The organism is Roseomonas sp. USHLN139 (assembly GCF_037145735.1).
Lineage (GTDB): Bacteria > Pseudomonadota > Alphaproteobacteria > Acetobacterales > Acetobacteraceae > Pseudoroseomonas.
This window is the reverse complement of sequence record NZ_JBBCWY010000008.1, coordinates 60,331-83,559: the sequence shown is the minus strand read 5'-3', so window position 1 is coordinate 83,559 and position 23,229 is coordinate 60,331. Positions and strand designations below refer to the sequence as shown.

General features: G+C 73.5%; 15 protein-coding genes. 11 read left to right on the top strand and 4 right to left on the bottom strand.

The window, feature by feature from the left end:
* Positions 1-17: 17 nt before the first annotated feature.
* The gene (locus WFI16_RS20180) at positions 18-389 is read left to right on the top strand and encodes a HesB/IscA family protein (protein ID WP_419899657.1); all 372 of its coding nucleotides are present in this window, start codon (positions 18-20) and stop codon (positions 387-389) included.
* 39 nt (positions 390-428) lie between these two features.
* Here WFI16_RS20180 and WFI16_RS20175 read toward each other — a convergent pair whose 3' ends face one another.
* The gene (locus WFI16_RS20175) at positions 429-1,433 is read right to left on the bottom strand and encodes an MBL fold metallo-hydrolase (RefSeq protein ID WP_419899656.1); all 1,005 of its coding nucleotides are present in this window, start codon (positions 1,431-1,433) and stop codon (positions 429-431) included.
* A gap of 147 nt (positions 1,434-1,580) precedes the next feature.
* Between WFI16_RS20175 and WFI16_RS20170 the strand changes: the two genes are divergently transcribed.
* Entirely contained in the window at positions 1,581-2,954 is a 1,374-nt protein-coding gene (locus WFI16_RS20170; protein WP_419899655.1) for a hypothetical protein, read from the top strand.
* On the opposite strand, the gene WFI16_RS20165 is transcribed toward WFI16_RS20170, so the two are convergent.
* From WFI16_RS20165 to WFI16_RS20155, 3 genes are all read right to left on the bottom strand, one after another.
* Positions 2,955-4,154 (bottom strand): class I SAM-dependent RNA methyltransferase, encoded by a 1,200-nt coding sequence (locus WFI16_RS20165; protein WP_419899654.1) that lies wholly within the window; start codon positions 4,152-4,154, stop codon positions 2,955-2,957.
* A gap of 131 nt (positions 4,155-4,285) precedes the next feature.
* Positions 4,286-5,473, bottom strand: coding sequence for an acyl-CoA dehydrogenase (locus WFI16_RS20160; RefSeq protein WP_419899653.1), 1,188 nt, complete (start codon positions 5,471-5,473; stop codon positions 4,286-4,288).
* Positions 5,474-5,660: 187 nt separating this feature from the next.
* On the bottom strand, positions 5,661-7,433 hold the full coding sequence (locus tag WFI16_RS20155; protein ID WP_419899874.1) for a DEAD/DEAH box helicase: 1,773 nt from the start codon (positions 7,431-7,433) through the stop codon (positions 5,661-5,663).
* A gap of 283 nt (positions 7,434-7,716) precedes the next feature.
* Here WFI16_RS20155 and WFI16_RS20150 point away from each other — a divergent pair, with 283 nt between their 5' ends.
* The 9 genes from WFI16_RS20150 (at position 7,717) to WFI16_RS20110 (ending at position 23,229) form a co-directional block, all read left to right on the top strand.
* Positions 7,717-8,436 (top strand): alpha/beta fold hydrolase, encoded by a 720-nt coding sequence (locus tag WFI16_RS20150; RefSeq protein WP_419899652.1) that lies wholly within the window; start codon positions 7,717-7,719, stop codon positions 8,434-8,436.
* Positions 8,437-8,566: 130 nt separating this feature from the next.
* Complete coding sequence (locus WFI16_RS20145; RefSeq protein ID WP_419899651.1) at positions 8,567-9,619, top strand: glycosyl hydrolase family 8; 1,053 nt, start codon at positions 8,567-8,569, stop codon at positions 9,617-9,619.
* 97 nt (positions 9,620-9,716) lie between these two features.
* Complete coding sequence (locus tag WFI16_RS20140) at positions 9,717-11,207, top strand: hypothetical protein (protein ID WP_419899650.1); 1,491 nt, start codon at positions 9,717-9,719, stop codon at positions 11,205-11,207.
* A gap of 7 nt (positions 11,208-11,214) precedes the next feature.
* Positions 11,215-12,213, top strand: coding sequence for a cellulose synthase operon protein YhjQ/BcsQ (locus WFI16_RS20135; RefSeq protein WP_419899649.1), 999 nt, complete (start codon positions 11,215-11,217; stop codon positions 12,211-12,213).
* 2 nt (positions 12,214-12,215) lie between these two features.
* Entirely contained in the window at positions 12,216-17,015 is a 4,800-nt protein-coding gene (gene bcsA / locus WFI16_RS20130; RefSeq protein WP_419899648.1) for a UDP-forming cellulose synthase catalytic subunit, read from the top strand.
* Positions 17,015-20,968 carry a cellulose biosynthesis protein BcsC gene (locus WFI16_RS20125; RefSeq protein ID WP_419899647.1) on the top strand — a complete coding sequence of 1,318 codons (3,954 nt, stop codon included), beginning with the start codon at positions 17,015-17,017 and terminating at the stop codon, positions 20,966-20,968. The genes bcsA and WFI16_RS20125 overlap by 1 nt, the downstream gene beginning before the upstream one ends.
* Before the next feature lie 66 nt (positions 20,969-21,034).
* Complete coding sequence (gene bcsD / locus WFI16_RS20120) at positions 21,035-21,520, top strand: cellulose biosynthesis protein BcsD (protein ID WP_419899646.1); 486 nt, start codon at positions 21,035-21,037, stop codon at positions 21,518-21,520.
* Between the two features lie 140 nt (positions 21,521-21,660).
* Positions 21,661-22,818, top strand: a complete 1,158-nt coding sequence (locus WFI16_RS20115) for a Re/Si-specific NAD(P)(+) transhydrogenase subunit alpha (RefSeq protein WP_419899645.1) — start codon at positions 21,661-21,663, stop codon at positions 22,816-22,818.
* Between the two features lie 18 nt (positions 22,819-22,836).
* Positions 22,837-23,229, top strand: a complete 393-nt coding sequence (locus WFI16_RS20110) for an NAD(P) transhydrogenase subunit alpha (RefSeq protein WP_419899644.1) — start codon at positions 22,837-22,839, stop codon at positions 23,227-23,229.

The window sequence follows — 23,229 nt, the reverse complement described above, 5'->3', positions numbered from 1 at the left end:
GCCACCTGGAGAGCAGCATGAGCACGACCCACAGCCCCACGCCGCCCGCCCGCCGCGCCCTGCCGCCGCTGATGCAGCTGTCGGAAGCCGCGGCCGAGCGGCTGCGCGCCCTCTATGCCGGCGGCCAAGCGGGCAAGCTGCTGCGCGTCGCGGTGCGCACCCGCGGCTGCTCCGGCATGGCCTATGAGCTGGGCTGGACCGACGCCCCGGCGCCGACCGACGAGGTGGTGACCGACAAGGGCCTGACCCTGCTGGTCGACCGCAAGGCGACGCTGTTCCTGATCGGCACCACGATGGATTACGAGGCCAAGGCCATGTCGGCCGGCTTCACCTTCGTCAATCCGAACGAGAAGGGCCGCTGCGGCTGCGGCGAGAGCTTCCACGTCTGACGTGAGGCCCGGGGCGGCGGCGCCGCCCCGGTCGGTGGATCAGACGGCGCTCGACCAGGGCGCCGGCACCAAGCGGTAGCCCTGGCCCTCCTTCACCACATGGCCATTGGCCGGGAAGGGGAAGTGGTAGCCGATGCAGCGGATGCGGTCGGTGGCCACCTGGTCGAAGACGCGGCGGCGCGTCGCCTCGGCCATCTGCGCATCCATGTCGAAGACCAGGTGCCAGCCTGGATTGGCGAGGTTCAGCTCCGGCCGGTTGGTGACATCGCCCAGCAGCATCACCTGGTCGCTGCCGTCGCTCAGCAGGTAGCTGCTGTGGCCCGGCGTGTGGCCATGCGTCGCCACCGCCTTGATGCCCGGCGCCACCTCGGCATCCGGCGCGATCCGCCGCAGCCGCGACTGGTAGGGGCCGAAGCGGCGGCGCACCCCGGCGAAGGCGCCGCGCATCGCCTCCGGCGCCCGGCTGGCATTGCCGTCATCCATCCAGTAGGCCCATTCGGCCTCCGGCACGACCACCTCGGCATTCGGGAAGAGCGGCTTGCCCTCGGCATCGGTCAGCCCGCTGATATGGTCGGCGTGGAAATGCGTGACCACGATCATCGTCACCTGCTCCGGCGCCAGCCCGGCGGCGCGCATGTTCGCCGGGATGTTGCCCGCCGTCGCGCCCAGCTGCCCGCCGGTGCCGGTGTCGAACAGCACCAGCCCGTCCGGCCCCTGCAGGACGGTCACGGTATAGGGGATGTCCAGGTGCTCGGTGGGCAGGAAGGCGTCGCGCAGCGCCTTTTCCACCGCGGCCGGCTCGGCATTGCGGACGAAGCCCTCGGTCGGATTCGGCCGGCGGCCCTGGCCGTCATTGACCAGCGTCACCATCCGGCCGCCCAGGCGGAAGCGGTAGAAGCCGGGCGCCTGCGCGGTGGCCGCGGGGGCTGGCGCAGGGGCCGGCGTCTGGGGCGCCGTCTGGGCCTGGGCGGCGCGCAGCAGGGCCGGGGCCATCAGCATCGCGCCGGCGGCCGGCAGCAATCCGCGTCGGTCCAGTCTCGTCATCCTCGCCTCCTCCTGGGTCATGAAAGCCTGGCAAGGTTGTTGGGAGCCGCCCGGCCCGGATCAAGGTGGCGGATCAAGGTTGCGCTGGTCGCCTTCGTCCTGCGTCCGGCATCTGCTAATCGGGTGACCAGCCTGTAAGGAAGCCGCGTGTCCCGCCCGCCTGCGCCAGCCCCGACTCCTGCCATCGCCCCGCCCGCCCTGCTGCACGACACCGGCCGCGTCGCCGCCCTCTATCGCGACAAGGGCAGCGAGGCGCTGATCATCGCCCTGGCGCCGCGCCAGCCGGCGCGCGACATCTGGGGCGCGGCCTATCTGGCGCGTTTCGGCGTCTCGGTGCTGGGGCTGACCGACTATTCCGCCGGCTGGTTCCCGCAGGGCGACATGGCCGCGCTGCTGCCGAAGCTGCAGCCGGTGCTGGACCGTCATCGCCGCATCATCCTCTACGGCTTCAGCATGGGCGCCTATGCCGCGCTGAAATACAGCGCCCGGCTGCGCGCCGACGTGGTGCTGGCCTTCTCGCCGCAGGCCTCGGTGCATCCGGACGATGTCGGCGATTTCGACTTCCGCCGCAGCCGCGACTTCTACCGCCCCGAGCTGCATGCCGGCATGCGCATCGCCCCCGGCGACATCGCCGGCCAGGCCCTGCTGTTCCACGACCCGCGCTTCGCCGAGGATGCCCGCCACGCCGCGATGATCGAGGAAGCCGGCGCCGTGCAGCGCGTGCTGACGCCGCTGGTCAACCATGACTCGATCGGCTTCGCGGTGGACACCGGCTGGGTGCGGCCGATGCTGCAGGCGGCGCTCGACACCGGCCATGTGCCGGATGCCGTGCTGCGCCCGCTGATCCGCCCGCGCCGCCTGCTCTGCGCCACCTATGCCCGGCAGCTGGCCGGGCTGATGCGCCGCCGCCATCCCGGCCCGGCCGGCGAGGCGCTGGCGCTGCGCGTGCTGCGCCAGGCGCTGATCGCCGGCAATGCCACGGCGCAGATCCGCCTGGACCTCGCGCATTGCCTGCTCGACCACCACCACCTGCCCGAGGCCCGGGCGGTGGTCCGGGCCGGCTTCGTCCGCCCGCCGCGGCCCTCGCAGATGGCGATGCTGGACGATCTGCACCGCCGGCTGCGGCTGCGCGACGGCCAGGACGACCCCGAGCCCGCCAGCTTCCCGAAGACCGACCGCGCCTGGGCCGAGGTGGTGGATTTCCTGGCCGAGCGCCGGCTGGAGACGGAAAGCCTGCTGGCCCCCGCCGCGCTGGCCGCCGTGCTGCCCCATGCCCGCAGCCGCCCGACCGCCCCGGGCGAGCCGCAGCCCGACTGGGTGGTGGTGCGCAAGGGCGGGCTGGTGCAGCTCGGCCGCGCCTTCCTGCGCCGGCTGAACGCCGAATCCGTCCCCGTCTTCGTCAACGGCCAGTTCGTCGTCTGGTGCCGCGAGCCCAGCTTCGGCCTGGTCGACCAGCGCAGCCACCCCGAGGTCGCCGCCATGCTGCGCGACCTCGACGCCCCCTGGGGGAACGAGGAGTAGCTACTTCCCCTTGGCGAAGACGACGACCGCCTCGAGCTGCGCCGACCACAGGAACTGGTCGATCGGCGTCGCCGCCTCGATCCGCCAGCCGCCGCCCAGCAGCGTCTTGGCATCCCGCGTCAGCGCCGCCGGGTTGCAGGAGACATAGACGATCCTGCCGAGGCTGCTGCGGGCCAGCGCCGGCATCTGCTCGGCCGCCCCGGAGAAGGGCGGGTCGAGCACCAGGGCGGCGAAGGCCTCCAGCTCCTTCGGTGCCAGCGGCTGCCGCACCAGGTCGCGCTTCGTCGCCACCACCCGGCCGCCCGATTTGCGCGCCGCCGCATCCAGCGCGGCCACGGCCTCCGGCGCGCTCTCATAGGCCGCCACCCGCGCCGCGGCCGACAAGGGGAAGGACAGCGTCCCCAGCCCGGCATGCAGCTCGGCGATGCGCGACTTGCCGGTCAGCTTCCTCGGCAGCCCGGCCAGCACGGCACGCACGATGGCGGCCTCGCCCTGCGGCGTCGCCTGCAGGAAGGCCCCCGGCGGCGGCGCCACCGGCACCCCGGCGAAGGCGATCGACACCGGGCCGAGCTGCGCCAGCGTCTCGCTGATCGTGCCCTTCAGGCTGGTCCCGGCGATGCGCGGAATGCCCTGCGCTTTGGCGAAGGCGGCCAGCGTGGCCCGCTCCTGCACCCCCGGCGTCCCGTCCAAACGAAGAAGAAGATCCGGCCCGCTATCCAGCAGGTTCAGCATCGCCGAGCCCTCACGCCGCAGGCTGGGCAGGCTGCGCAGCATCGCCCGCAGCGGCTCGAACAGCGCGACCAGGCGCGGGTCCAGCACGAAGCAGGTGGAGAGATCCTCGATCCGGGCGCTGTCGCCACGGGCATGGAAGCCCAGCGCCACGCTGCCATCGGGCCGCCGCCGCAGCGCCAGGTCGGCGCGGCGCCGCGTCGCCGGCGGGGTGACCTCGGTCGCCGCCACCGACGGGTCGCGGAAGCCGGCGCGCTCCAGCGCCTCGACCAGACGACCGCGCTTCCAGGCCGAATAGGGGCCGAGCGCCAGGTGCTGCGTCACGCAGCCGCCACAGGGGCCGTAATGCGGGCAGGGGGGCTCGACGCGCTCCGGGCTGGGCGACAGCACCACCGGGCCCTCGACCTGCACCCGCTCGCCGGGCAGCACGCCGGGGATGAACAGGCGGGAACCGTCGGGAGCGACCGCCAATCCGTCGCCAGCCGCACCCAAGCCGTCAATCAGCACTTCCACGGAACCAAACCCCTAAAACGAGACAAGGGGGGCTTTGCCCCCCTTGGACCCCTCACCAAGAACCTGAGGTTCTTGGATCTCCCATCAAATCAGAACGCGTTCAGGCCGGTCTGGGCGCGGCCCAGGATCAGGGCATGCACGTCATGCGTGCCCTCATAGGTGTTCACCGCCTCGAGGTTCATGACATGGCGGATCACGTGATACTCGTCGGCAATGCCGTTGCCGCCATGCATGTCACGCGAGGTGCGGGCGATGTCGAGCGCCTTGCCGCAGCTGTTGCGCTTGCACAGCGAGATCATCTCCGGCGCCACGCGGTGCTCGTCGAACAGCCGGCCCAGCCGCAGCACGCTCTGCAGGCCGAGCGTGATCTCGGTCTGCATGTCGGCCAGCTTCTTCTGGATCAGCTGGGTCTGCGCCAGCGGACGGCCGAACATCTTGCGGTCCATGGTGTAGGAACGGGCGGCGTGCCAGCAGAACTCGGCCGCACCCAGCGCACCCCAGGCAATGCCGTAGCGGGCGCGGTTGAGGCAGGAGAACGGCCCCTTCAGCCCCTTCACGTCCAGCTTGTTGCCCTCGGGGACGAAGACCTCTTCCATCATGATCATGCCGGTGGTCGAGGCGCGCAGGCTGAACTTGCCCTCGATCTTCGGCGCGGTCAGGCCCTTCATGCCCTTCTCGAGCACGAAGCCGCGCACGTCGCCGGCCTCGTCCTTGGCCCAGACCACGAAGACATCGGCGATCGGCGAATTGGTGATCCAGGTCTTCGAGCCGGAGACCAGGTAGCCGCCATCGACCTTCTTGGCGCGGGTGCGCATCGAGCCCGGATCGGAGCCGGCATCCGGCTCGGTCAGGCCGAAGCAGCCGATCAGCTCGCCCTTCTGCATGCCCGGCAGCAGCCGGTCCTTCAGCTCGGCCGCGCCATAGGCCCAGATCGGGAACATCGCCAGCGACGACTGCACCGAGAAGGCCGAGCGATAGCCGCTGTCGACCCGCTCCACCTCGCGGGCGATCAGCCCGTAGGAGACGTAGTTGACGCCGGCGCAGCCATGGCTGTCGAGGGTCGCGCCCAGGAAGCCCATCTCGCCGAACTCGTTCATGATCTCGCGGTGGAAGACCTCGTGGCGATTCGCCTCGAGCACGCGCGGGAACAGCTTCTCCTGGCAGTACTGGCGGGCCGCGTCGCGGATCATCCGCTCGTCCTCGGAGAGCTGGTCCTCCAGCAGCAGGGCGTCATCCCACACGAAGCTGGGCTTGGCGGTCTGGGTCACGGCATTCATGGGGTTTCTCTCCTGCAGGCGCCTGGCTGCGGCATGGCACGGGTGGGGGCGCGTCCAGGCAAGCCTGGGGGTCGCCCGCGATCCTCGATGGACGGGGCGGAGATTGGCGTCCCCGCCGCCCCGACGCAATGGGGCCGGCCGGCCCCCGAAACGCCGCCGCCGCCCCGGAAGGCGGCGGCGGATCTTCTCAGGCGGCTTCGGCGCCGAGATCGGCCCCGTTGTTCCCCGACTCGGCCGGCGCGGTATCGCGCTGCGGGCGGGGAATCGGGATCAGCATGAAGGCCGGCACCTGGTCGCCGAAGCCCAGCACGGCCGGGCCCAGATCGTCGCGGTCGCGGCGGCGGTCGTCGCGCCGCTCCTCGCGCCGGTCTTCGCGGCGCGGCTCGCGACGGTCGTCGCGGTCGCGGCGCGGCTCCTCGCGGCGGGCCTCGTCACGGGCACGGCTCTCGCGGCGCGGCTCGTCGCGCGGCCGCTCGTCCCGCACCCGGTCCTCGCGCGGCCGCTCGTCACGCCGGCGCTCGTCCCGGCGCTCCTCGCGACGCTCGGCCGGCTCCTCGCGCGGCGGCGTCTCGCCACCCAGATCCTCGACCTCGTCGCGGCGGTTGACACCCCGGCGGACGATTTCCTTCTCGCCCCGGCGGCCCTCGCCCCGGCCTTCGCCGCGACCCTCGGACCGACCTTCACTGCGGCCCTCGGCGCGGTCGCGCCCGCGGCCGCCCTTGGCGTCCTTGCCGGCCGGCTTGCCGCGGCCACGCCCGCCGCGCGGGGCGCTGGCGGCCTCGGCCAGCTCCTCGGCGGTCACCGTGTCCAGCCCGTCGATCTCGATGCGCGGGATCGGCTTGCCGGTCAGCGCCTCGATGGCGGCGACCAGCTTGACGTCGTCCGAGGTGGCGATGCTGAAGGCATGGCCCTCGCGCCCGGCGCGGCCGGTGCGGCCGATGCGGTGCACGTAATCCTCATCGCGGAACGGCACGTCGAAGTTGAAGACGTGGCTCAGCCCGCCGATGTCGATGCCGCGCGCCGCGACGTCGGAGCAGACCAGCAGCTGCAGCTCGCCGGCCTTGAACTTCTCCAGGGTCGCGAAGCGCACCGACTGGGCCAGGTCGCCATGCAACGCGCCGACCTTGAAGCCGTGCTTGGTCAGGCTCTTGTGCAGCACGTCGACGTCGCGCTTGCGGTTGCAGAAGATCAGCGCGTTCTGCACTTCCTGGCTGCGGATCAGCCGGCGCAGCGCCTCGCGCTTGTCGCGCTCCTGCACATAGACCACGCCCGCCGTGATGGTGGTGGCCACCGAGGCGGGGGCGGAGACCGAGATGGTCTTCGGGTTCTGCAGGAAGGCGTCGGCCAGCTTGCGGATCTCGGTCGCCATGGTGGCGCTGAAGAACAGCGTCTGGCGCAGCGGCGGCAGCAGGCTGACGATCCGCTCGACATCGGGGATGAAGCCCATGTCCAGCATGCGGTCGGCCTCGTCGATGACGAGCACCTTGCAGTCGGCCAGCATGACGCGGCCGCGCTCGAACAGGTCGAGCAACCGGCCCGGCGTCGCGATCAGCACGTCGACGCCCTTGTCGAGCACGTCGCGCTGGTCGGACATGCTCTCCCCGCCGATCAGCAGCGCATGATTGAGCTTCATGTGCGTGCCGTACTTGACGAAGTTCTCGGCCACCTGGAGGGCCAGCTCGCGCGTCGGCTCCAGGATCAGGCTGCGCGGCATGCGCGCCTTGGCCCGGCTGCCGGCCAGGATGTCCATCATCGGCAGCACGAAGCTGGCGGTCTTGCCGGTGCCGGTCTGGGCGCAGCCCATGACGTCGCGGCCCATCAGCACGACCGGGATGGCCTGTTCCTGGATGGGCGTCGGGTGGATGTAGCCGGCCTCGGCGACGCCGCGCAGCAGCGGCTCGGACAGGCCCAGATCGTCGAAGGTGGCGCGCGGCGGCGCATCCTCGGCCGGGCCCTCCATCGGGGCGTCGGGGGTCAGGGCGTCGGAAAGCTCGGTGTCGGCCACGCGGGGCGCGGTCATGTCAGGCTGATCGCTCAAGGGCAGTCGGTTCCTTCGCCGGCAGGCGGCGGGATGTGTGCCGGCCTGCCACGCGAGACCCGCGCGGCCCATCTTCCGGCATCCGAGACCCGCATATGCGCCGCTCGCACCGGCTTGGCAAGGTTTTCCCCTGCGCGACGGGGCTGTTCCGCGCCGGCCGGCCGCCCGTTGCCGGAACGCGACGGCGGGCGTAACCCTCCGGGCCATGCCGAACCCCCATACCCTGCTGCTGCTGCCCGGGCTGCTCTGCGACGCGCGGCTGTGGCGCGACGTCATCGCCGGCCCCGAGGGCGCGGGCCTGCGGGACCTGGCCGAGTGCCGGGTCGCCGACCTGACGCAGGATGACACGCTGCGCGCCATGGCGCTGCGCGTGCTGGACGGGGCGCCGGACCGCTTCGCGCTCGCCGGCCTGTCGATGGGCGGCTATGTCGCCTTCGAGATCCTGCGCCTGGCGCCCGGGCAGGTGACGCATCTGGCGCTGTTCGACACCTCGGCCCGCCCCGACACGCCGGAGGCCGCCCGCCGCCGCCGCGGCCTGATGGCGCTGACCCGCACCGGCCAGTTCCGCGGCGTGACGCCGCGCCTGCTGCCCAGCCTGCTGCACCCGGAGGCGGTCGACGGCCCGCTCGGCCATGAGGTGCGCGCCATGGCCGACCGCGTCGGCCGCGAGGCCTTCCTGCGCCAGCAGCTGGCCATCCTGCAGCGCCCCGACAGCCGCCCGCTGCTGCCCGCCATCGCCTGCCCGACCCTGGTCGCGGTCGGCGAGCAGGACATCCTGACGCCGCCCGAGCTGGCCGAGGAGATCGCCGCCGGCATCCCCGGCGCCCGGCTGGCGCGCATCCCCGGCGCCGCCCACCTGCCGACCATGGAGCAGCCGGCGGCCAGCACCGCCCTGATGCGCGACTGGCTGGCGGCCACCGCCTGAGGCACCCGCCGGGCAGGGTGCCGGATCGCGCCGCCGGGCGCACGGCCGCAAGCTCCCGGTAAATCCTGGCCGCTAGCCTCGGCCCATGCCGGGACTGTCGCGACGCGCATTTCTGGGGGCCGGGACCGTCATGGGCCGGGCGCCGGCCGCTGCCTCCCCGGTTTCCGGCGGGGCGGGCGCGGCGCTGGGCGGCGTGCCGCAGGCGGGGGCGGCGCCCTCGGCGGCGCTGCTCGCCGGCTGGGGGCGGTTCCGGCAGGACTTCCTGCGTCCCGAGGGGCGGGTGGTTGATACCGGCAACCAGAACGTCTCGCATTCCGAGGGGCAGGGCTGGGCCATGTTCTGCGCCGAGCGCGCCGCCGACCGCGCCAGCTTCGAGCTGGCCTGGGGCTGGACCCGGCGCTGGCTGACCCGGCCGCAGGACCGGCTGGCGGCCTGGCGCTACATCCCCGACCAGGGCGACTCGGTGCCCGACCGCAACAATGCCACCGATGGCGACCTCTTCATCGCCGCCGCGCTGCTGCTGGCCGGCCGCCGCTGGCAGCAGCCGGGCTTCACCGAGGCCGGCGCCGCGATCGCCCGCGATATCCTGCGCCTGCTGCTGCGCCAGGTCGCCGGCAGCACCCTGCTGCTGCCGGCGCAGCACGGCTTCGAGACGGCGGACAGCGTCACCGTCAACCCGTCCTACTATGCCTTCCCGATCCTCGGCGTGCTGGCGCGGGCGGTGCCGGACCCGGCCTGGCTGGCGCTGGCCGGCGACGGCCTGCAGCTGCTGCGCCGCGCCCGCTTCGGCCGCTGGGGCCTGCCCCCCGACTGGCTGAGCGTGGCCCGCGCCGATGGCGCGCTGTCGCTGCCCGGCCGCTGGCCGCCCCGCTTCTCCTACGATGCCGTGCGGGTGCCGCTCTATCTCTGCTGGGCCGGCCTGGCCGACGAGCCGGCGGCCCTGGCCACCGCCCGCTTCTGGAGCGATCCGGCGCACCGGCAATGGCCGGCCTGGGTCGATCTGGCGACGGATCGCATCGGTCCCTATGCCGCGACGCCCGGGCTGCGCGGGCTGGCCGGCTATGTGCTGGAGCAGCTCGGCCAGGTGCCGCCGACGCGGCCGGCGGCGTCTTTCGCGCCGGATGATTATTATTCCTCCGTCTTAAGATTGCTGACACTGACCGCTCTGTCGGAAAAAGCGTAGAATCTCAAAATTTGTCCGCGTCAGGCTTGCGAATCTGTGGTTTCGTGCGCCGCGACGAGCAGGCATTCTGTGCTCTCCGAAGGAGTTAAGGCGACTGATGGGCCAGGATATCGACGTCGCCCGCGTTGTGGCTGCGCTGAGGGCGCCGGGCATCCGCTACCGGTCATTCGGTAACCAGCCGGTTCGCGATGAGCAGGCGGGCACGTCGGCCACGCTGCGCGACAGCCTGGCCGCCTTCCAGGCCCAGCAGGCCGCCCCGGAACCGCCGATGGCGCGCGCGGCGGACACCGCGGAGCCGCCCGCGGCGACGGCCGGCCTGCCCAATCCGGTGCTGGCCAGCACCGCCCCGCTGGCCGTCGCGACGGCGGCGCCGGCCTCTCCCTTCGCATCCCCCTCGGCACCCCCGCCAGCTCCTCCGGCCGCGCCGGCCGCCTCCCCGCTCTCGCCCCTGGCGGCGCTGCTGGGCCAGCCGCCCGGCACCCCCGCCGCCAAGGCGGCACCTGTTGAAAAGCCTGCTGAAACCGGTGCCGCCGCCGGGCTGCGCCAGGCACCTCTGTCTGGCGTCCTGGCCTCGCTGATGGCGCCCCCGCCGGCCACGGCCGGGGCTGCGGCCCTGCCTGCCACCATGCCGAAGCCGGGCGCCGGCGCCGTGCCGTCGCTGGCCGCGGTGCTGGCGCCGCTGGCCAGCCGTCCGTCGCTGGCAGCCCCGGAAGCCTCGCCCGCCGCGGCTACCGCTGCCGCCGCGCCGCCCGCCGCCGGCCCCGCGCCGCGCAGCCCCGGCAGCGCCGCGCTGCTGGTCGCCTCGCTCTTTGGCAGCGCCGCCACGGCGCGTCCGGGCCAGACTGCGGCGCCCCCTTCCGGGCCGGAAAAGCCGCAACCAGCGGTTGTCCCGGCGGCCGTCACCCTGGCCGCACCCGCCTTGCAGCCGGCGCAAGTCGCGGCCCTGCTGGCGCCCGCCGCCCTGCCGGCCGCGGCCGCCCCGGCGCCGGTGACGCCGGTGATCCCCATGGCGATGGCGCCGCAGACCCCGCTGATGGCGCGCACCGGCGCCGAGGGGGGGCTGGACGCCGCCACCGCGCTGCTGGCGGCGCTGCAGGTCACTGAGACGCAGCCCGCCGCGGCAGCCCCTGGGGGCCTGCTGGCCCAGCTGACCCCCAGCCTGCCGCCGCCGCAGCAGGCCGCGGCGCCCTCGCTGCTGGCGGTGCTGGCCAGCTCGCACGGTGCCGGGCTGCCGGCGGCCGGGCGGGGCGGGCGACTGGCGCCGCTGCCGCCGCTCGACCTCAGCCAGGTGCCGACCACGCTGGGCCTGATGCCGGCCGCCATGCCCCCGCTCGGGCTGAACGGGCCGGCGCCGGCCGGCCCGGCGGCCGCGCCGCCGCCGAGCTGGCTGCCGCCGGCTGCCGCGCCCGAGACCAGGCCGGGGGCGCCGCCAGAGGCGGGGTCGCCGCCGGTCGCGTCGGCGGCCGCTTCGCCGATGCCGCTCTCCGAGCTGCTGCGCCGCGTCGCCCCGGCGGCCGAGCCCGCCGCGCCGCCCGCCTCGCCCACCGCCGACGTGCTGCGCGGCCTGCGCCTCTTCGGCCGGAGCTGAGGCGGAGATGCCGCTGATCCTTTTCGCCTCGCCCAAGGGGGGCGTCGGCAAGACCACCCTGGTCGCCAATGTCGCCGATGCGCTGCGGCGCGAGGGGCGGCCGGTGCTGGCCCTCGACCTCGACCCGCAGAATTCGCTGCGGCTGCATTTCGGCGTGCCGCTGCAGGATGGCGGCGGCTACATGGCAAACCTGCTGCAGAAGCCGGACTGGCGCGCGGCGCTGCGGCCGACCGTCTCGGGCGTGACGCTGCTGCCGCACGGCGCCATCGAGCTGCGCCAGGTGCTGGAGCAGGCGGTGGCGCTGGAGCGCGACCCGGCGCTGCTGGCCGGGCCGCTGCGCGAGATGCTGGCCGATCCGCGGCTGCTGGTGCTGGCCGACCTGCCGCCCGGGCCGTCGCACACCCTGGCCGTCGCCGCGCCGCTGGCCTCGCTCATCGTCACCGTGCTGCAGTCGGAGGCGATCAGCGCCGCCATGCTCGGCGAGGTGGAGAGCGGCCGCTTCCTCGGCGGCGGCACCCAGGCGGCGCTCCAGGCCGGGCGGCTGCAGTTCCTGCTGAACGGCGTCGATCTCGGCGCCCGCCTGTCGCGCGCCGCGGCCGAGGCGGTGGCGCGGCATCTGGGCCCGCGGCTGCTCGGCGCGGTCAGCCAGGACGTCATGCTGGCCGAGGCGCTGGCGCAGCTGCGGCTGATCTACGACCTGGCGCCCGGCGCCGCCGCGGCCGAGGATCTGCGCCAGATCGCCCGCAGCCTGGCGCAGCTGCTGCCGGCCCCGGCGATCGCCGCCGCCGCGCCGCCCGCCTTCGCCGCGCCGCCCGCCACCCCGATCGCCACCCTGGCCGCCAGGCCCACCGCCGGACCGGCGGCGGCACCCGCCATCGCCGCCGGCGCTACGCCGATCTCCCCGCCGGCCGCCCCGCCGGCGGCGCCCGCGGCGCCTGTCGCCGCTGAACCCCCCGCCGCGCCGCGCTTCGGCCTGGCCCAATCCCCCTTCTGGGGTGGACGGTAACCATGCGTCCGATGCGCAACATCCTCTCGCGGGTGCCGCTGCTGGGGCGGCTGCTGTCGCTGCTCGGCGCGGTGATCGGGCTGACCTTCGTGGTCGCGCCGCTCGAGGCCGAGCAGCAGGCCTGGCTGGCGCTGGGCGGCTTCCTGGCCTTCCTGATCGTCAGCCGCGCCCGCTCGCGCGGCGCGCTGTTCTTCCTGATGGCGCTGTCGACGCTGATCTCGCTGCGCTACATCTACTGGCGGGTGACGGAGACGCTGGATTATACCGGCTTCCTCTCCACCTTCCTCGGCACCGGCCTGCTGCTGGCCGAGATCTATGCCGTCGCCGCCCTGCTGCTGTCCTATTTCCAGCAGCTCTGGCCGCTCGACCGCAAGCCGGTGCCGCTGCCCGCCGACACCGCGCTCTGGCCCACCGTCGACGTCTTCATCCCGACCTATAACGAGCCACTCGAGGTGGTGAAGCCGGCGGTGTTCGGCGCGCTGTCGATGGACTGGCCGCGCGACAGGATGAATGTCTACATCCTCGATGACGGCCGCCGCGAGGAGTTCCGGCAGTTCGCCGCCGAGGTCGGCTGCGGCTACATGATCCGCCCCGACAACAAGGGCGCCAAGGCCGGCAACATCAACCACGCGATGAGCCGGACCTCGGGCGAGTACATCGCCATCTTCGACTGCGACCATGTCGCCACCCGCGCCTTCCTGCAGCTCTCGCTGGGCTGGATGCTGCGCGACAAGGGCATCGGCATGCTGCAGACGCCGCACCATTTCTACTCGCCCGATCCCTTCGAGCGGAACCTGGCCTCGGGCAAGCGCGTCCCCAATGAGGGCCTGCTGTTCTACGGCCTGGTGCAGCCCGGCAATGATTTGTGGAACGCCACCTTCTTCTGCGGCTCCTGCGCGGTGCTGCGGCGCGAGGCGCTGGAGCAGGTCGGCGGCGTGCCGACCCAGACGGTGACCGAGGATTGCCACTGCTCGCTGAAGATGCAGCGGCTGGGCTGGCGCACCGCCTATCTGCGGGTGCCGCTGGCGGCCGGCCTCGCCACCGACCGGCTGATCACCCATATCGGCCAGCGCATGCGCTGGGCGCGCGGCATGATCCAGATCTTCCGGATCGAGAACCCGCTGCTGGGCAAGGGGCTGAAGCTGTACCAGCGGCTCTGCTACCTGAACGCCCAGTGGCACTTCCTGTTCCCGCTGCCGCGCGTCGTCTTCCTGACCGCGCCGCTGGCCTTCCTGCTGTTCGGCCAGAACCTGATCGCCGCCTCGCCGCTGGCGATCGTGGCCTATGCAGGCCCGCATATCGTGCATTCGATCGGCACCAACAGCCGGGTGCAGGGCAGGGTGCGGCACAGCTTCTGGTCGGAGATCTACGAGACGGTGCTGGCGATCTACCTGCTGCCGGTGGTGCTGGTGACGCTGTTCGACCCGAAGCGCGGCAAGTTCAACGTGACCGACAAGGGCGGCACGCTGCAGGAAGGCTTCTTCGACCTGCGCGCCGTCGCCGCCAACTTCGTCATCGCCATCTTCCTGGTGCTCGGCCTGCTGTCGGGCATCTACGGCATGGCGGCGAACTCGCCGGCCAGCCTGGAATTCCAGGCCAATGCGCTGAACACCTTCTGGGTGATCCTGTCGCTGGTCACGGTGATGGCCGGCCTCGCGGTGGGCCGCGAGCGGCGCCAGGTGCGCGAGCGGCACCGCGTCAATGCGCGGCTGCCGACGGCGGTGATCCTGCCCGACGGCACCCGCCTCGAGGGCGAGAGCGCCGACCTGTCGCTGGGCGGCGCCGCGCTCTTCATGGCGGCGCCCGAGCGGGAGCTGGCGGACAACAAGGTGATGATGGAATTCGACCTCGGCCCCGACCGCGTGACGGTGCCGGCCGAGGTGCTGCGCTGGCAGAACGGCCGCATGCAGGCCCGCTTCCTGCCGTCGAAGCTGATCGACGAGGGCAATATCGTGCGCGCCGTGCTCGGCCGTGCCGATGCCTGGATGGACTGGGACGAGGCGCGGCACGACCGACCGCTGCGCGCGCTGCTGGAGGTTGTGGTGAGCATCACGGGTCTGTTCCGCGGCGACAGCCAGCTTTCTTTCCGCGGCCGTCGTGAGCGCCGCGCCCGCGCCCGCGCCGCCGCCGCGCGCCGCGCCCCGGAACGGGCCGCCGGCGCCGCCGCGCCGCAGGCCGGCGCCACGGCCGCGCCGCCGTCGCGCAAGGACAGCGGCAAGGGCCGCCGCGCCGCCAGCATCGCGCTGCTCGCCGGGCTGGGCCTGGCCCTGGCCGGCGGTGCCACGGCGCAGCGCCTGCAGGCGCCGCCGGTGCCGCCGCCGCTGACCCCCTCGCAGTTCGGTGGCCAGCCGGCCGGGGGCGGGGCGCCGGCCCTGCCGTCGCTGGCCCTGCCGCCGGCGCCGGTCGCGGGCGCCTCCAGCACGGCCCTTGGCACTTCCTCTGCCCTGCCGTCCTCCCCGGCGGTGATGGCGCAGGCGACCCCGCCCAATGCGCCGCCCGGCCTGCCCCCGGTGGGCGCCACCCCGGCCCCGGCCGCCGAGATTCCCGGCCTGACGCCGATGGCGCCGCCTGCCGGCCCCTTCGGCGCGCCGCCGTCGAATGCTGGCCCGGTGATGTTCGGCAGCGGCAATGGCAGCGGCGGCAGCAGCGCCAGCAGCGGCTCGCGCATCGAGAGCCGCACGCTGAAGCAGCTCGGCCTGGCCGGCCCGATGCAGCTGCGCGGCACCTCGGACCTGCAGGGCCTGCTGTTCGGCGTGCGCTCGGACGAGGTGGTGACGGCGGCGCGGCTGGTGCTGCAGGGCGCCACCAGCCCGGCGCTGATCCCCGAGCTCAGCCAGATCGCCATCGCGATGAACGAGCAGTTCGTCGGCACCATCACGCCGGAGCGCACCCGCCCCGCCTTCGGCCCGATCGAGTTCCCGATCAACCCGGTCTATTTCGCCGACAGCAACCGGCTGAACTTCCGCTTCACCGGCCGCTATGCGGTGGAATGCAACGACCCGCTCTCGGGCCTGCTGTGGTCGACCATTTCCGACCTCTCGGTGCTGCACCTGACGCTGGAGAAGCTGCCGCTGACCCGCGACCTGGCGCGGCTGCCGGAGCCCTTCTTCGATCCGCGCCTGCGCAACGAGCCGCTGACGCTGCCGGTGGTCATGCCGGATGCCGCCGGCAATGACCTGGTGCGGGCGGCGGCCATCGCCACCTCCTGGTTCGCGGTGCAGGCGGATTACCGCGGCGCCAATTTCCCGGTCAGCGCCAGCGTGCCGCCGCGCGGCCATGCCATGGTGCTGGTCGCCGGCAATGAGGGCGTCCCCGGCGTCACCCTGCCGCGCTTCGAGGGCCCGACCCTGGCCGTGGTGCCGAATCCGGCCGATCCGACCGCGATGCTGCTGGTCGTCGGCGGCCGCACCGGCGCCGAGGCGGCGTCCGCCGCGCAGGCCCTGGCCGTCGGCCGCCAGGCGCTGTCCGGCGAGCTCGCCCAGGTGCAGGCGCCCGAGATCCCGGTGCGCAACGAATACGACGCGCCGCGCTGGGTGCGCACCGACCGTCCCGTCCGCTTCGGCGAGCTGGTCGATCCCTCCGAACTGCAGAGCTACGGCTTTGCCCCCGGCGCCATCGCCATTCCCTTCCGCACCGCCCCCGACCTCTACACCTGGCGCGAGCGCTCGCTGCCGGTCGATGTCCGCTTCCGTGCCCCGCCCGGCCCGGTGATGGATGTCGCCGTGTCGCGGCTCGACGCCTCGCTGAACAATATCTACCTGAAGTCCTTTCCGCTTCGTGAAGTGGAGCCGGGCTGGCCCTGGAGCTGGGTGGCCCGTAACACCGGCCTCGGCGCCCTGCCGGACCGCGGCGAGGGCCAGGTCGGCCTGCCGCCCTACCTGGTCTTCGGCCAGAACGAGCTGCAGATGCGCTTCGACATGCGCCCGCTCAACCGCGGCGACTGCATCTCGATCCCGGGCGACATCCGCGCCTCGATCGACCCCGACAGCACCATCGACCTGACCCGCGGCTACCGCTTCACCGAGATGCCGAACCTGGCGCATTTCGCGGGCTCGGGCTTCCCCTTCACCAAGATGGCGGATTTCTCCACCACCGCCCTGGTGCTGCCGGAGCGCGCCAACACGCTGGAACTGTCGGGCGCCTTCACCCTGCTCGGCAAGCTGGCCGCCAATGTCGGCTACCCCGCCGCGCGCATCGCCGTCGTCCGCCCGGCCGGGCTGGAGACGGTCTCCGACCGCGAGCTGCTGGTGGTCGGCGCGCTCGGCCGCCAGCCGGCTCTGGCCCAGCTGCTCGGCCAGTCCAGCCCGCTGCAGGTTGAGGGCGGCCGCGTCAGCGTGGCGCTGCCGACCGCGCTGGAGAGCTTCCGCAACCTGTTCCTGACCGACGACCGGCAGATGGACCGCCAGCGCCTGGAGGCGGTGCTCGCCACCCCGGGCGAGGCCACCGGCATGCTGATCGGCTTCGAGAGCCCGCTGAAGGGCAACCGCTCGGTGATCGCGCTGACCGGCACCAACCCGCAGGGGATGGAGTCGATGGTCACCGCGCTGCGCGATCCGGAGATGCTGCCGCGCATCCAGGGCGATCTGGCGCTGCTCTCGGGCGGGCGGATGACCTCCTACAAGGTGAATCGGAATTACACGGTGGGTCACCTGCCGGTGCATCTGATGCCGCAATTCTGGCTGGGCAAGCGGCCGGACCTGCTGCTAGGCCTCGTCCTGGTGGCGGCGCTGTGCATCGCCATTCCGACCTACTGGCTGCTGCGCCGTCGCGCCGCCCTTCGGCTGAGGACCAGGACGCAATGATGGCTTTCCGCGCGCATCTGCTGGCCACGGTCTGCTCGCTGGCGCTGCTGCCTTCCCTGGCCTCCCCGGTGGCGGCGCAGGAGGGGGCGATCGCCGTCCTGCTCGACCAGGCCGGCTATTGGCGCGGACAGAACCGCCCCGACCGGGCGGCGGTCACCCTCGACCGGCTGCTGGCGGCCGAGCCCAACCATCTGGACGGTCTGGCGGCCGCTGCCGCGACCCAGGCAGAACTCGGCAATCCGGCGGGCGCCGAGCGGCATCTGGCGCGGCTGCGCGAGCTGGCGCCGGCCGATCCGCGGCTGGCCGAGGCGGCGCTGGCGGTGCGCGGCGCCAGCCTCGACCCGGCGCAGCTTGCCGAGGCGCGGCGCCTCGCCCAGCAGGGCCTCGCCGTCGAATCGGTGGCCCTGTACAGGAAGCTGTTCGGCGGCCCGGTGCCGCCGGCGGCCTTCGCCATCGAATACTACCAGACGCTCGCCGGCACGCCGGACGGCCATGCGGAGGCGCGCGAGGCGGTCGCCGCGCTGGTGGCGAAGAGCCCGACCGATCGCCGGCTGCCGCTGGCACTCGCCCGCATCATGACCTATCGCGAGGCCTCCCGCGCCGAGGGCATCCGCCGGCTGCAGGCGCTGGCCCAGCAGGCCGAGGGCGCCGGCGACGCCCGTGCCGCCTGGCGCGACGCGCTGCAATGGGAGGCGCTGGCCCCCGAGGCCGCTGCCGGCATCGAGGCCTATCTCAAGCTCTATCCGAACGACCCGCTGATGCAGCAGCGGCTGGCCGATGCCCGCCGCGCCGTCGGCGATGGCGGCGCGGCGCGGCTGCGCGGCTTCGCGGCGCTGAATGCCGGCCTGCTGGCCGATGCGGCGCGCGAATTCCAGGCGGTGCTGGTGCTGCGGCCGGAGGATGCCGACGCACGCGGCGGGCTGGGCCTGGCCCGGCTGCGCCAGGGCCGCCGCCTCGAGGCGACCGCGCTGCTGCGCGAGGCGATCGCCGCCGACCCGGCCAACGGCCGCGCCCGCTGGGCCCGCGCGCTGGAGGGCGCCGCCGGCCCGACTTTGGTCGCTCAGGCGCGCCAAGCGGTGCAGCGCAGCCAGTTCGACCAGGCCGAGCAGATCCTGCGCCGCGGGCTGCGCCGTGAGGGCGCCGAGCGGGTCGAGGCCGAGACGCTGCTGGCCGACCTGGCGTTGCGCCGCGGCGACCTGGCCGGCGCCGAGCAGCATTACCGCGCGGCGCTCGCCCGCCGGCCGGAGCTGGCGACGCCGATGGCCGGGCTGTTCGAGGCGCTGCAGCGCCAGGGCCGCTTCGCCGAGGCGCAGCAGCTGGCCGAGCGCCGCAACCGCCTGGTGCTGGGCAGCGCCGCCGCGCAGCGCGCCGAGGCGCTGCGCATCGAGGCGCAGCGCGCCGGCGACGCCGAATCGGCCGTCGCCCTGTTGCGCAACGCCCTGGCGGTGGAGCCCGCCAATCCTTGGCTGCGGCTGGACCTCGCCCGCGCCCTGGCGGCGCAGGGGCAGGGGGTCGAGGCCCGCGCCCTGGTCGACCAGCCGGCCGAGACCGGCAGCGCCGAGGCGGTCTTCGCCGCCGCCCTCTTCGCCAGCGACGAAGGCCGCATGCTGGATGTCGTCGGCCTGCTGGAACGTGTGCCCGACCGGCTGCGCAGCGCCGATATGGGCCGGCTGATGCGCCGCGCCCGGCTGCAGCAGCAGGTCGCCGCCGCGCTGGAGCCCGATGCCTTCGGCCATCGCGGCGAGGCCAAGCGCCGGCTGCTTTCCCTTGCCGCCCGTCCTGAGCCCAGCGGCGAGACGGCCGCCTTGGTGGTCGAGGCGCTGGCCGGGCTGGGCGATGCCCAGGCGGCGACCGAGGCGGCGCAGGCGGCGCTGTCCGCCAACCGCAGCGCGCCGGCCTCCGGGCGGCTGGCCATCGCCATGGCGCTGCAGGAGGCCGGGCTGGACCAGCCGGCCAGCCAGATTGCCGTCGAGCTTGCCCAGGACGGCCGCCTTTCCACCGACGAGCGCCGCCAGCTGGCCGGGCTGCGCGCCGCAGGCAGCCCGGCGCCGGCCGCCGTCGCCCAGCGCCCGGCGCCGCAGCCGGCCGCCCCGCAGCCGGTCGCGACCGCGCCGCAACGGGCGGAAGCGCCGCGCCTCGCCTTCCAGCTCTACCAGGGCGCGCGCGATGCCCGCGAGGCGCAGCGCCTGGCCGAGGGCGTCCTCCGCCGCGACCCGCGCAACCTCGAGGCCCGCGCCGGGGCGGTGGATGCCGCCATCCTGCTCGACCAATGGGCCCGCGCCGAGGGGCTACTGGCCGAGGCCCGGGCGCTGGCGCCGAACGACCCGCGCCTGTCGATGATCGAGGCGCGGCTGGCGCGGGCCGGCGGCGACGAGGCGCGCGCCCGCGGCGCCCTGCTGCTGGCCGCCGAGCAGCGCCGCGGCCAGATCGGCGGCGGCGAGACCTATGCCGAGGCGGGCGGCGAGGGCGCGCGCCGCGTCGCGCTGGCCGGGCAGGGGATGGCCAGCCAGGGCGCGCCGATCATCGGCATGCCGGGCGGCAGCTATCCGGCGACGCCGGAGGCCCAGGCCGCCGCGCCGCAGGCGCCGCTGACCTATCCGCCGGTCGCCCCGCCGCCGGGCAGCCCGAACTATGCCGGCCCGAGCTATGGCGCGGCGCCTGCCGCGCCAGCCCAGCCGACCTATGCCCAGCCGGGCTATGCGCAGCCGAGCTATGCCCAGGGCCGGCCGGTCGCCACCTACCAGGCGCCGCTGACCCTGCCGCCGCAGGCCGCCAACGACCCGCTGCTGAACCAGATCAACCGCGAGCTGGCGGTGGTGCAGGACGAGAACTCTTCCCGCTTCTCGCCGACGGCCAATTTTCGCACCCGCTCGGGCGATGGCGGCTTCGACAAGCTGACCGAATATGGCGGCGGCGCCGAGGTCTCGGCCGCCCTGCCGGAGGTCGGCGGCCGCATCGCGCTGCGCGCCCAGGTGGTCAATATCGATGCCGGCGACATGGACCGCTCGGCCTCTTCGCTCAGCCGCTTCGGCAGCAATGCGCTGAGCATCAACAACGGCTCGGCGCTGAGCGCGGCGCAGGCCGCCGCCGCGGCGCCGCGGCAGACCTCGGCCACCGGCGTGTCGCTCGGCATCGGCTACAGCCAGGGCATCTTCTCGGCCGATATCGGCTCGACGCCGCTCGGCTTCCGCAACCAGAACGTGATCGGCGGCATCGAGGTGGCGCCGCAGCTGAGCGACAGCCTGCGCCTGCGCATGACCGCCGAGCGCCGCGCGGTGACCGACACGCTGCTCTCCTGGGGCGGCATGCGCGATCCCTCGACCGGCCGCTCCTTCGGCGGCGTGGTGCGCAACACCGGCCGCGGCCAGCTCGAATACGGCTACAGCGCCGACACCAACTTCTATGTCGCCGGCGCCTATTCGACGATGGAAGGCGACGGGGTGCGCGACAATTCGCGCTGGGAGGCGGCGGCCGGCGTCAGCACTGCGCTGTATCGCCGCGAGAGCTGGGAGGTCACCACCGGTCTCGACATGCTCTACCAGAGCTATGACCGCAACCTGCGCTACTTCAGCGCCGGGCATGGGGGCTATTTCAGCCCGCAGAGCTTCTTCGCCGCCAGCGTGCCGATCGACTATCGCGCGCGCTCGGGCGATTTCAGCTACCGCCTCGGCGCCAGCGCCGGCATCGCCAGCTTCCGCGAGGACCGCGCGCCCTATTTCCCGAATGACGGGGCGGCGCAGGCCAGTCTCGAGGCGCAGGCGGCGGCCAACAGCAATGTCACCGCCTTCTATCCCGGCCAGTCGCAGACCGGCTTCACCGGCGGCGTGCGCGCCGATGTCGAATATGCGGTGACGCCGAACCTGCGGCTGGGCGCCGCGCTGCGCTACGACCGCTCGGCCGATTGGAGCGAGGCGCGCGGCCTGCTTTACGCCCGCTACAAGCTTGACCAGTAAGATCGCCCATCGAGGGGCCGGAGCGTTCGGATCCGGCCAGCAAAAGGCGGCAGGAGAAGAACAGGCATGACCCAGACCGACCCGGCGCCCGCCACGCTCGCCTATCTGGCGCGGCGCGAGGTCAGCGCCCAGTGGCGCGGCTTCCTGCGCGCCCTGGTGGAGACGCTCGACGCCAATCTGGAGAAGGCCGGCCGCGACGGGCTGCTGCGCGCCGTGGGCGAGAAGCTGGGCGCCAGCCTGCCGCTCGGCGCGGTGGAGACGCTGGACGGGCTGGAGGCGCGGATGAACGACGCGCTGGCGACGCTGTCCTGGGGCTATGTGGCGCTCTCCGTCGACGAGGCCGATCGCAGCCTGCGCCTGACACATCGCCTGGCGCCGCTGGTGGCGACTGCCAGCGACGAGGCCGGCGGCTGGATCGCACCGGTGCTGCAGGGCCTCTACGCCACCTGGCTCGGCACCCAGCAGGGCGGCACCCCGGCGGCCGAGGGCGGCCCGGGCCTGGCCGTGGTCGAGGCTGCGCCCGGCGCCATCGTCTTCCGCTTCGGGTCCTGATTCCGGCGCGCCTCCGGGGGCGCCGCGTCCGCAAAGCGGGGCAGCGTCACGCTGCCGGCACCGCAAAGCTTCTTGTCGGTCGTCACACCACCCGGCAATCTCCCGGCACTATCGGATAGCGATTGTGCCGGGAGGGCCTGATGCGTCTCGCAGTGCTGAAGGAAAGGCGGGCGGGGGAAACCCGTGTCGCCGCGACGCCGGAGACGGCCAGGAAATTCATCGGCCTCGGCATCGATGTGGTGGTGGAGAGCGGGGCGGGCCTCGCCTCCGGCCTGACCGACGACGCCTATCGCGAGGCCGGCGCCGAGATCGCCGCCGATGCCGCCGCGGCGCTGGCCGGGGCGCGGCTGGTGCTGAAGGTGCGCGCGCCGCTGGCGCAGGGCGAGGGCGAGGTGAATGAGCTCGCGCTGATCCCGCGCGGCGCGCTGCTGATCGGCACGCTGGAGGCGCTGTCCAACCCGGCCCGCGCCAGGCTCTATGCCGAGGCCGGGATCGAGGCCTGCAGCATGGAGCTGCTGCCGCGCATCACCCGGGCGCAGAGCATGGACGTGCTCTCCTCCCAGGCCAATCTCGCCGGCTACCGCGCGGTGCTCGAGGGCGCCACCGCCTATGACAAGGGTTTTCCGATGCTGATGACGGCGGCGGGGACCATCCCGGCCGCGAATGTCTTCATCATGGGCGCCGGCGTCGCCGGCCTTCAGGCCATTGCGACGGCGCGGCGCCTCGGCGGCCGCGTCTCGGCGACCGATGTCCGTCCCGCCGCCAAGGAAGAAATCAAGTCGCTGGGCGCCGCCTTCGTCGGCGTCGAGGATGCCGAGATGGCGCAGGCGCAGACCGCCGGCGGCTATGCCAAGGAAATGAGCGAGGACTACAAGCGCCGCCAGGCCGAGGTCATCGCCGCCGCCGTCGCCAAGGCCGATGTCGTGGTCTGCACCGCCCTCGTCCAGGGGCGGAAGGCGCCGACCCTGCTGACCGAGGCCATGGTGGCGAGCATGAAGCCGGGCAGCGTGGTAGTGGATATCGCCGCCGATGCCGGCGGCAATTGCGCGCTGACCGTGCCGGGCGAGCTGACGGTGACCGCGGGCGGGGTGAAGATCCTGGGCTTCCAGAACTGGCCCGGGCGCATCCCGGCCGCCGCCAGCAGCCTCTATGCGCGCAACCTGCTGACCTTCCTCTCGACCTTCTGGGACAAGGAGGCGAAGGCGCCGAAGCTGGACCCAGCGGACGAGATCATCCGCGGCGTCACCCTGACCCGCGACGGCGCGGTCGTGCATGCGCAGCTGGCCGCGGCGGCCTGAGGCGAGGGAGAGGAACCGATGAACCCCACCGATCTGGCCAACCAGGCCAGCGCCACCGCCGAGCGCGCCCTGGCGCTGGCCGCCCAGGCGCGGCAGATGGCCGAGGCCGTCGCCCCCGTCGCCCAGCAGGCTGAGCCCTTCCTGCTGCTGCTCACCATTTTCCTGCTGGCCTGCTTCGTCGGCTACTACGTCGTTTGGAACGTCACCCCGGCGCTGCATTCGCCGCTGATGGGCGTCACCAACGCGATTTCCTCGGTCATCGTCGTCGGCGCCATCCTGGCCACCGGCCTGGGTGACAGCTGGGCCGCCAAGTTCTTCGGCTTCCTGGCGGTGACGCTGGCCTCCGTGAACATCTTCGGCGGCTTCATGGTGACGCGGCGGATGCTCGCCATGTTCAAGAAGAAGGGCTGA